This window comes from Frigidibacter sp. MR17.14, assembly GCF_037095735.1.
GTDB lineage: Bacteria > Pseudomonadota > Alphaproteobacteria > Rhodobacterales > Rhodobacteraceae > Frigidibacter.
The window spans coordinates 643,140-652,847 of the sequence record NZ_JBAWKD010000002.1; the positions used below are offsets into that span (position 1 = coordinate 643,140).

Annotated in this window: 8 protein-coding genes; 4 read left to right on the forward strand and 4 right to left on the reverse strand. The window is 70.5% G+C overall.

From position 1 onward, the window contains the following. The first annotated feature begins 142 nt into the window (after positions 1-142). The 3 genes from V8J36_RS08245 to V8J36_RS08255 all read left to right on the forward strand — a co-directional run bounded on the left by V8J36_RS08245 (position 143) and on the right by V8J36_RS08255 (position 4,013). Positions 143-2,230 carry a TRAP transporter permease gene (locus tag V8J36_RS08245; protein WP_336466807.1) on the forward strand — a complete coding sequence of 696 codons (2,088 nt, stop codon included), beginning with the start codon at positions 143-145 and terminating at the stop codon, positions 2,228-2,230. Then, entirely contained in the window at positions 2,227-2,625 is a 399-nt protein-coding gene (locus tag V8J36_RS08250; RefSeq protein WP_336466808.1) for a DUF1850 domain-containing protein, read from the forward strand. Before V8J36_RS08245 ends, V8J36_RS08250 begins: the two co-directional genes overlap by 4 nt. Before the next feature lie 158 nt (positions 2,626-2,783). Continuing rightward, entirely contained in the window at positions 2,784-4,013 is a 1,230-nt protein-coding gene (locus V8J36_RS08255) for an MFS transporter (protein ID WP_336466809.1), read from the forward strand. Between the two features lie 7 nt (positions 4,014-4,020). On the opposite strand, the gene lpdA is transcribed toward V8J36_RS08255, so the two are convergent. Genes lpdA through V8J36_RS08275 form a run of 4 tightly spaced genes read right to left on the reverse strand, consistent with a single transcriptional unit; the run spans position 4,021 to position 8,969 of the window. Further along, positions 4,021-5,412 carry a dihydrolipoyl dehydrogenase gene (gene lpdA, locus V8J36_RS08260; RefSeq protein ID WP_336466810.1) on the reverse strand — a complete coding sequence of 464 codons (1,392 nt, stop codon included), beginning with the start codon at positions 5,410-5,412 and terminating at the stop codon, positions 4,021-4,023. A gap of 1 nt (position 5,413) precedes the next feature. Beyond that, positions 5,414-6,688, reverse strand: a complete 1,275-nt coding sequence (locus tag V8J36_RS08265) for a dihydrolipoamide acetyltransferase family protein (protein WP_336466811.1) — start codon at positions 6,686-6,688, stop codon at positions 5,414-5,416. 2 nt (positions 6,689-6,690) lie between these two features. Further along, positions 6,691-7,707: an alpha-ketoacid dehydrogenase subunit beta gene (locus tag V8J36_RS08270; protein ID WP_336466812.1), complete on the reverse strand. Its 1,017-nt coding sequence runs from the start codon at positions 7,705-7,707 to the stop codon at positions 6,691-6,693. After that, positions 7,707-8,969 (reverse strand): thiamine pyrophosphate-dependent enzyme, encoded by a 1,263-nt coding sequence (locus V8J36_RS08275; RefSeq protein WP_336466813.1) that lies wholly within the window; start codon positions 8,967-8,969, stop codon positions 7,707-7,709. The genes V8J36_RS08270 and V8J36_RS08275 overlap by 1 nt, the downstream gene beginning before the upstream one ends. A 182-nt stretch (positions 8,970-9,151) precedes the next feature. On the opposite strand from V8J36_RS08275, the gene V8J36_RS08280 reads away from it, so the two are divergent. After that, positions 9,152-9,652 carry an Lrp/AsnC family transcriptional regulator gene (locus V8J36_RS08280; protein ID WP_336466814.1) on the forward strand — a complete coding sequence of 167 codons (501 nt, stop codon included), beginning with the start codon at positions 9,152-9,154 and terminating at the stop codon, positions 9,650-9,652. Positions 9,653-9,708 lie beyond the last annotated feature (56 nt).

The window sequence follows — 9,708 nt, forward strand, 5'->3', positions numbered from 1 at the left end:
CGCGGGGCCGCGCCACAACGCCAAAGGCGCGGCCCCGCCCCTTTCTCATTGGCCCAAATATCCCGGGGGAGTCGCGGCGAAGCCGCGACGGGGGCAGCGCCCCCCTCTCCCCCCGCATCCCGACGCACCAAAGGTGATCCAGATGTCCACGCCCCCCGTCCCCACCCATGAGGAGGACGCGCTCGAAGGCCTGCCGCCCGGTTTCGGCGCGGGGGTGCTCGGCCGCACCGCCTTCTGGATCGCGGTCGTCTTCTCGCTGTTCCAGATCTGGACCGCCGCCTGGGGCACGCTGCCCAGCCAGGTGGTCCGCGCCATGCATGTGGGCTTCCTGATGCTGCTGGGCTTCGGCCTCGTGGGCAACCTGCTGGCGAAGACCCGCGCCGGCCAGATCTTCTGGTGGGTCCTCGGCCTGATCGGCATGGGCACCGGGCTCTACAACTGGGTGTTCTACGAGGGCATCATCCGCCGCTCGGGCTTTCTCACCCATGCCGACATCGCGGTCGGCACCATCCTGATCATCCTGACCTTCATCGGCGCGCGCCGGCTGATGGGCTGGCCGCTGGCGATCATCGCCGGCATCTTCCTGGCCTACTGCTTCTTCGGCCAGCACCTGCCGCCGCCCTTCATCACCCGCGGCTATGATTTCGAGCTGATCGTCGAGCATTTCGCCTTCGGGACCGAAGGCATCTACGGCACGCCGATCTACGTCTCGTCGAGCTACATCTTCCTCTTCGTGGTCTTCGCGGCCTTCCTCGAACGCGCCGGCATGCTGAAGCTCTTCACCGACTTCGCGCTGGGCCTCGTCGGCGGCATGCGCGGCGGGCCCGCGCAGGTGGCGGTCCTGTCCTCGGCGCTGATGGGCACGATCTCGGGCTCGGGCGTGGCCAACGTCGTGGCCTCGGGCCAGTTCACCATCCCGCTGATGAAGCGCTTCGGCTACCGCCCCGCCTTCGCCGGCGGCGTCGAGGCCACGGCCTCGATGGGCGGGCAGATCATGCCCCCGGTCATGGGCGCCGTCGCCTTCATCATGGCCGAGACGCTGAACGTGCCCTACGCCGCCATCGTCACCGCCGCGATCCTGCCCGCCGTGCTCTACTTTGGCGTGGTGTTCTGGATGGTCTGGCTGCAGGCGGGCCGTGACGACCTGAAGGGCCTGCCGAAATCCGAGCTGCCGAACCCCTGGCGCGCGGTGCGCGAGCAATGGCCGCTGATCCTGCCGCTGGCGGCGCTCGTCTACCTGCTCTTCGCCGGGTACACGCCGATCTTCGCGGGCACGATGGGCCTCGCGCTGGTCTCGGTGCTGATCCTCGGCACGCCGCTGGCGGCGATGATCGGGCCCGTGGCGATCCGCACCCTCTTCTGGGTGCTGGTCGGCCTCGCCTGCGTGGCCTTCCTCGAATACGGGGTGAACCTGCTGGCGCTGGTCATCGGCGCGCTGATCCTGGCCTGCGCGGTCCTGAAGGGCGCACGCCCCACGCTCGGCATCCTGCGCGACGCGCTGGCGCAGGGCGCGCGCAACGCGCTGCCGGTGGGCATCGCCTGCGCCATCGTCGGCATCGTCATCGGCACGCTGACGCTGACCGGCATCGCCTCGACCTTCATCGGCGCGATCATCGCCATCGGCAAGGACAACCTGTTCCTGTCGCTGATCCTGACCATGCTGACCTGCCTCGTGCTCGGCATGGGGATCCCGACGATCCCGAACTACATCATCACCTCGTCGCTGGCCGGCCCGGCGCTGGAACAGCTGGGCGTGCCGCTGATCGTCAGCCACATGTTCGTCTTCTACTTCGGGATCATGGCCGACCTCACCCCGCCGGTCGCGCTGGCCTGCTTCGCCGCGGCGCCGATCGCCAAGGCCTCGGGGCTGAAGATCTCGCTGCAGGCGGTGCGGCTTGCGGCGGCGGGCTTCGTGGTGCCGTTCATGGCGGTCTACACCCCGGCGCTGATGCTGCAGGACGGCGGCCCCCTCGCGGCCGAGATCGGCTATCCCCTCGCCGTGGCCTACATCTTCTTCAAGACGGTGGTGGCGGTCGGGCTCTGGGGCGTGGGCGTGGTGGGCTATCTCGCCGGCCGGGCCAATGCCTTCGAGCGGCTTCTGGCGCTGGTCGGCGGCGCGACGCTCGTCGCCGCGGTGCCGCTGACCGACGAGATCGGCTTCGCCCTCGCCGTGGCGCTGGTGGTGATCCACGTCCTGCGCCACCGCCGCGCCCGGCAGGCGGCGGCGTGACGCTCTGCCTTGCCGCGGGGGCCAAGGTCCTGGCCCTCGCGGTCCCGTCCTTCACGCTGAGCTGGACCCACTCGGTCGAGCGCGTGACCTGGTGGGAGCGCTGGGAGGTCCGCCCCGAGGGGCTGCGCCCCACCGACGCCCGCGTCGAGGGCACCGGCGCGGGGATGGAGATCCCCGACAACGCCGTGCGCGACGGCGCGGCCTGGGTCTATCATCCCCGCCTGCCGCTGCAGCCCGAGGTGCTTCTGGCCGCCTCGGGCAAGACCCCCTCGGGCTGGACCTTCTGCACCGAAGACGGCTGCCGGGTGCTGGGCGCCACGGCCGGCGCGCCGATCCGGCTCTGGACGGCCGAATCCTGCCCGGATGCCGCGCCCTTGGGCAGTCCCGCGCCCTGAGGCCGCGATCCGCGCCCCGCGCGCACGCGCCATCTTGCGTTTCCGCCCGGCCGGGCAGAGGAAGGGGCTGACGTCGCGTCCCGTGGCGCCGCCCCCCTCCCCCGCCGACTCGCGCCCCTCCCCATGACGCGCGCCGGATCCGCACCGAAAGCCGACCGATGACCGCCACCTGCGCGCCGATGGCCGCGCCGCTCGCCCCGCCGGCCCATGGCCTGGCGCGCGCCTCCTGCGTGCTTGCGATCTTTTCCGCCCTGCTGGGCAGCACAGCACCCAGCCCGCTCTACCCGATCTACCTCGAACGGCTGCACGCCGGGCATGGCACCGGCACGGTGATCTACGCCATGTACACGCTGGGCACCCTGGCCGCGCTCTTGCTGAGCGCGCGGCTGGGCGGACGCATCGGCGACCTGCGGCGGGTGATCCTGCCGGGGCTGGTGATCACCGCGCTGGGCGCGCTGATCTTCGCGCGGGCCGACACGCTGGCGATGCTGCTGGTCGGGCGCGGGCTGAACGGGGTCGGCACCGGGCTGATCGCCGGGCTCGCCACCTCGGCGCTCTACGACCTCGCGCCCGCGGGGCGCCGCGCGCAGGCCGCGATGATCGCCACCGTCGCCTTCACCGCCGGGGCCGCGGGCGGGCCGCTGCTCAGCTCGGCCGCGCTGGCCGCCGATGCCGCCCCGACCGTCACCCCCTTCGTGGTGATCGCACTCAGTGCGTCGCTGGCCTTCGCCGGCCTGATGCGCGCCGACTGGCCGCAGCCGGCCGAGAATCGCGCCGGGACCGTGACTGAGGACACCGCACCCGAGCTGCCCGGGCGCACCGATGTCGCACCCTATGTCCTTGGCTGCCTCGCGATCACCGCGGCCTGGATGCTGGGCTCGCAGCTGATGGCGATGGGCAGCATGCTGGCGCAAGAGGTCTATGGAGTGCGCTCGGCCGGGCTGGCCGGGCTGATCCCGGCGATCTTCCAGATCAGCGCCGGCGCGGGCCAGGCGCTCTTCGGCCGCTTCGCGCCCCGCCGCCCGGTGGGGCTGGGGCTGGCGGCGATGGCCGCGGCGCAGCTGGGCCTCGTGCTGGCGGTGCCGGGCGCGCATGGCACGGCGATGTTCGTGCTGATCGCCGGCTGCGGGCTGGCCTATGGCGCGGTCTTCGTGGGCGGGCTGGGGCTGGTGAACGCCGCCGCTGCCCCCGCCCGCCGCGCCGCGCTGGTCTCACGCTTCTACATCGTGGGCTACCTCGCCAACGCGGTGCCGGCGATGCTGGTCGGCGTGCTCAGCGACCGGCTGGGGCTGGCGGAGGCCTTCGTGCTGTTCTCGGCCGCGCTGATGGCCGTCGCCCTCTTCAGCGCGGGCTTCGCGCACCGGCTGGGCCGCCGCGCCCCGCTGTAGGCGCCGCTCAGATGTGCAGCGCGTGCCCCAGCGCGCGCAGGCAGGCCTCGTGCAGCGCCTCGCCCTGCGTGGGATGCGCGTGGATCGTGCCGGTCACGTCCTCGAGCACCATCGCGTTCTCGAGGACCAGCGCGAACGCCGCCGAGAGCTCGGACACCCCCGCCCCCACCGCCTGCAGGCCCAGCACGAGGTGATCCTCCTTGCGGGCGACGACGCGCACGAAGCCGTCCTCGCGCCCGGTGGTCATCGCGCGGCCGTTGGCCTGGAACGGGAAGCTCGCCGCCAGCACCTCGTGCCCCTCGGCCCGCGCCTGGTCGGGCGAAAGGCCGACGGTGACGATCTCGGGGTCGGTGAAGCACACCGCCGGGATCACGCGACGGTCCCAACTGCGGGTCTGGCCCGCGACGATCTCGGCCACCATCTCGCCCTGCGCCATCGCACGATGCGCCAGCATCGGTTCGCCGGTCACGTCGCCGATCGCATAGACCCCGCGCATTGAGGCGCGGCAGCGCCCGTCCACGCGGATGAACGACCCATCCATCTCGAGCCCGAGGTTTTCCAACCCGATCCCCGCCGTCACCGGCCGCCGTCCGACCGTGACCAGCACTTTTTCGGCATCGATCTCGTCATGGCCATCTGTGGTCCAGACCCGAAGCCCGCCGCCCTCGCCCAGACCCTCGGCCTTGGCGCCCGTAAGAACCCGCACCCCCAGTGCTTCCAGCCGCGCCGCCACCGGCCGGGTCAGTTCCGCGTCATACTGCGGCAGGATCTTCCCCGCCGCCTCGACCGCCGTCACCTTCGCGCCAAGCTTGGCGAAGGCGGTGCCAAGCTCGAGCCCGATGTAGCCGCCACCGACCACGGCCAGGGTCTTCGGCACCTCGGTCAGCGCCAGCGCGCCGGTCGACGAGATCACCTTGCCGCCGAACGGCAGCGAGGGCACCTCGACCGGGGCCGAGCCGGTGGCGATCACCACCGCCTCGGCCTCGATCCGGATCTCACCCTCCGCGGTCTGCACCACGGCGCTCTTGCCGTCGCGCAGCACCGCGCGGCCGGTCACATGGCGCACCTTGGCGCGTTTCATCAAGGTCGAGACGCCCTCGTTCAGGCGCCGCACGATGCCGTCCTTCCAATCTTTCGCGCGCGAAAGATCCATCGCCGGGGCGGTGGCGGTGATGCCCAGCGGGCTGCCGCCGCCCGCGATCTCGACCAGCCGGTGGAATTCCTCGGCGGCATGGATCAGCGCCTTCGAGGGGATGCAGCCGACGTTCAGGCAGGTGCCGCCCGGCGGTTCGGGATCGACGATCACGGTGTCCACGCCCAGTTGCCCGGCGCGGATCGCGCAGACATAGCCACCGGGACCGGCGCCCAGGATCAGAAGCTTGCAGGTCAGGTCCGTCATCTCAGCCGTCCACGAAGATCATTGCCGGGGCTTCGAGCAGGCTTTTCAGCTTCTGCACGAAGACCGCCGCGTCCCAGCCGTCGATCACCCGGTGATCGAAGCTGCAGGACAGGTTCATCATCTTGCGCGGCTCGAAGGCCGTGCCGTTCCAGAAGGGCCGCACCGCCATCCGGTTCACGCCGACGATCGCCACCTCGGGGTGGTTGATGATCGGCGTGGTCGCGATCGCGCCCAGCGGTCCCAGCGAGGTGATGGTGATGGTCGAGCCGCTGAGTTCGTCGCGCGTCGCGCTGCCCTCGCGCGCGGCGGCCGAGACGCGGGCCAGTTCCGCCGCCGCCTCACGCAGGCCCATCGCCTCGACATGGCGCACCACCGGCACCATCAGCCCGGTGCCGGTCTGGGTGGCGATGCCGACATGCACGCCGCCATAACGCCGGATCACCCCGGCCTCGCCGTCGAAATGCGCGTTCAGCGCCGGTTGCGCCTTCACCGCGCGGGCGATGGCCTTCATCAGGAAGGGCAGCACCGTCAGCCGCTCGCCGCCCTCGGCGTTCAACCGCCCGCGCAGGTCCTCGAGCGCCTGCATGTCCACCTCTTCGACGATGGTGATATGCGGGATCTCGCGCTTGGCCAGCGCCATCTTCTCGGCGATCTTGCGGCGCAGGCCGATGACGCGGATCTCTTCGACCGAGACATCCGGCTGCACCCGCCCCGGCCCGCCCGTGGGGCCGCCGTGGCTGAGCCAGTCGTCCAGATCCTGATGGGTGATGCGCCCCGCCGGACCGGTGCCGCGCAGGAAGCGCAGGTCCGCCCCCGCCTCGCGCGCCCGCGCCCGGACCGAGGGCGAGGCCAGCGGTTTTTCACCTTCCTTCCGGGGGCTTGCCGGGGCTCGCGCGGCCTTGGGCGCGGGCCGGGCCACGGATTCCGGCTTGGGTTCCGGCTTCGGCGCGGCTTTCGGCGCGTCCTTCGGTGCGGGCTCCGGTGCCGCGGCCGCCGGGGCCGGTTCGGCCGCATCGGCCTTCATGTTGCCGGGCCCGTCGACCTCGAGCCGGATCAGCTCGGCCCCGACGGCCATGGTGCGTCCGGGCTCGCCGCCCAGCCAGACGACCTTGCCGGTGGCGGGCGAAGGGATTTCCACCGTCGCCTTGTCTGTCATCACCGCGACCATCGCCGCGTCCTCGCGGATGGTGTCACCCTCGGCCACCATCCATTCGACTAGTTCCGCCTCGGCGATGCCCTCGCCGATGTCGGGCAGGCGGATCGAGAGAATGCCCATGCTCACGCCTCCTCGAGGATGTCGGTCAGGGCCCGGGCCACGCGTTCCGGGCCGGGGAAGTAGATCCATTCGTGGACATGCGGATAGGGCGTGTCCCAGCCCGCGATCCGGCGCACCGGCGCCTCGAGATGGTAGAAGCATTCCTGCTGCACCAGCGCCGCCAGTTCCGCCCCGAAGCCAGAGGTCAGCGTCGCCTCGTGCAGCACCACGCAGCGCCCGGTCTTCTTCACCGAGGCGACAATCGCATCGAGATCGAGCGGCAGAAGCGTGCGCAGGTCGATCACCTCGGCATCCACGCCCGCTGCCTCGGCCCCGGCCAGAGCGACATGAACCATCGTGCCATAGGCCAGAATGGTGACAGCCCGCCCCTCGCGCCGGGTCACGGCCTTTCCGAGCGGAACGGTGTAATGTCCTTCCGCAACTTCGGACAGGTCATGGGTTTTCCAGGCGGTCACCGGCCGGTCGTGCCAGCCGTCGAAGGGGCCGTTGTAAAGCCGCTTGGGTTCGAGAAAGATAACCGGGTCCGGATCCTCGATCGCCGCGATCAGCAGGCCCTTGGCGTCCTGAGGGTTCGAAGGCACCACGACCTTCAGCCCGGTGACATGGGTGAAGAGCGCCTCGGGCGATTGCGAATGGGTCTGGCCGCCGAAGATGCCGCCGCCGGTCGGCATGCGCACCACCATCGGGCAGGTGAACTCGCCGGCGGAACGGTAGCGCAGCCGCGCGGCCTCGGACACGATCTGGTCATAGGCCGGATAGACGTAATCGGCGAACTGGATCTCGACCACCGGTTTCAGGCCGTAGGTGGCCATGCCGATGCCGGCGCCGACAATGCCGGATTCCGAGATCGGCGCGTCGAAACAGCGGCTTGCCCCGTATTTCTTCTGCAAGCCGGCGGTGCAGCGGAAGACGCCGCCGAAATAGCCCACGTCCTCGCCGAAGACGACCACCCGCGGGTCGGCGGCCATCGCCACGTCCATCGCGTCGCGGATCGCCTCGATCATCGTCATGCGCGCCATCAGAAGCCCGCCTCCTGCCGCTGTTTCTTCAGATGCGGGGGCATCTCGGCATAGACGTCCTCGAACATGTCCTTGGGCGAGGGCCGGCGCCCGGAATGCAGGGTGCCGATCGCCTCGGCCTGTTTCTGGGCATTGGTGATCGTGGCCAGCACCTCTGCCTCGGCCTGGGCGTGACGCTCCTCGCTCCAGAGGCCGCGGGCGATCAGATGCGCCTTCAGCCGCAGCACCGGATCGCCCAGCGGCCAGGCCGCGCTTTCGGCGGCGGGGCGATAGGCGTTCGGATCGTCCGAGGTCGAATGCCCCCCGGCGCGGTAGGTGACATATTCGACGACCGTGGGCCCGAGGTTGCGCCGCGCGCGTTCCACCGCCCATTTCGCGGCGGCGTAGACGGCGAGGTAGTCGTTGCCGTCGACCCGCAGCGCCGGGATCCCGAAGCCGAGCCCCCGCGCCGCGAAGGTCCCCGCGCCGCCCCTCGCGATGCCCTGGAAGGTTGAGATCGCCCATTGGTTGTTGACGATATTCAACACGACCGGCGCCTTGTAGGTCGAGGCGAAGACCAGAGCCGCATGAAAATCGCTTTCCGCGGTCGAGCCGTCGCCGATCCATCCGGCAGAGATGCGGGTGTCGCCCGAGATCGCCGAGGCCATCGCCCAGCCCACCGCCTGGATGAACTGCGTGGCGAGGTTGCCCGAGATGGTGAAGAAGCCATGCTCCTTCGAGGAATACATCACCGGCAGCTGCCGGCCGCGCAGGCGGTCGCCGTCGTTCGAATAGACCTGGTTCATCATTTCCGACAGCGGGTAGTCGTCGGCGATCAGAAGCCCCGCCTGCCGGTAGGTCGGGAAGTTCATGTCGCCGGGTTCCAGCGCCTTGCGGAAGGCGCAGCTGATCGCCTCTTCGCCCAGGTGCTGCATGTAGAAGCTGGTCTTCTGCTGGCGCTGCGCAGTCATCATCCGCGCGTCGTATGTGCGCAGCATCATCATGTGGCGCAGGCCGGCCAGCAGGTCCTCGTCGGTCAGGTCCAGCGCCTCGGCCCAAGGGCCCACCGCCTCGCCCTCGCGGTTCAGCACGCGGATGATGGTGAAGGCGAGGTCGCGCATCGCCTCGGGGTCCTCGGTCACCTCGGGCCGGCGCACGGTGCCCGCGCGCGGGATCGGCACGCCCGAGAAATCGGGCTGGCCGCCGGGGCGCACCGCAGGCTCCGGCACGGTCAGGCTGAGGGGTGCGTGCGCAGGCGCAATCGGGGCGTCGTCTTCGGCCACCTTGGTCTCCTCCCATGTGGTCCCCAGAAACGGGCCCCGCACGCGCCTCCTCAAGCGTGGGTCGGGGATCGTTGGCTCCAGCCTCGCAGAGACGCGACGGAAGATCCTTTCGATGATTGAGTTTGCGGGGCTTTGGGCAAAAGGTGCTTTCGGGGATGGGCGCGAACTCGAAAGGATCGTTCGTGGACAGCGGAGGACAACGCGCGGCGGGAAAAACCGACGGCCGACTCGACCGGATCGACCGGCGGATCCTGAGGGCGCTGCAGGCGGACGGGCGGCTGACGAATGCGCAGCTGGCCGAGGCGGTGGGCCTGTCGCCCAGCCCCTGCTGGCAGCGGACGCGGCGACTGGAAAGCGAAGGCTTCATCAAGGGATACACGGCCGAGCTCGACCAGGCGCGGCTGGGCGCGGCCGAGACGGTGATCCTCGAGGTCGCACTCGAGCATCACGACGATGCCGCGCTGGAAGCTTTCGGACGGGCGATGGTCGAGATCCCCGAGGTGCTCGAGGTCTACCTGACCACCGGCGAATACGATTATTTCGTGAAGGTCGCGGTGAACGGGACCGCGGGCTACGAGGAGTTCCTGCGCACCAAGCTCTACCGCGTGCCCGGCATCCGCCATTCCCGGTCAAGCTTCACGCTGCGCTGTCTCAAGCGCAGCTCCGCCCCGGTCCCCGACTAGCGCCTCCGCAGACTGACGCGCCAAAGCGCGGGGGGGCGCGGGGGGGGACGCGTGCC

Bases quoted from the DNA above. Each gene is read 5' to 3' on its own strand.
- lpdA (WP_336466810.1), bottom strand. From the start codon at position 5,412: ATGACGGACCTGACCTGCAAGCTTCTGATCCTGGGCGCCGGTCCCGGT.
- V8J36_RS08245 (WP_336466807.1), top strand. From the start codon at position 143: ATGTCCACGCCCCCCGTCCCCACCCATGAGGAGGACGCGCTCGAAGGC.
- V8J36_RS08255 (WP_336466809.1), top strand. From the start codon at position 2,784: ATGACCGCCACCTGCGCGCCGATGGCCGCGCCGCTCGCCCCGCCGGCC.
- V8J36_RS08265 (WP_336466811.1), bottom strand. From the start codon at position 6,688: ATGGGCATTCTCTCGATCCGCCTGCCCGACATCGGCGAGGGCATCGCC.
- V8J36_RS08270 (WP_336466812.1), bottom strand. From the start codon at position 7,707: ATGGCGCGCATGACGATGATCGAGGCGATCCGCGACGCGATGGACGTG.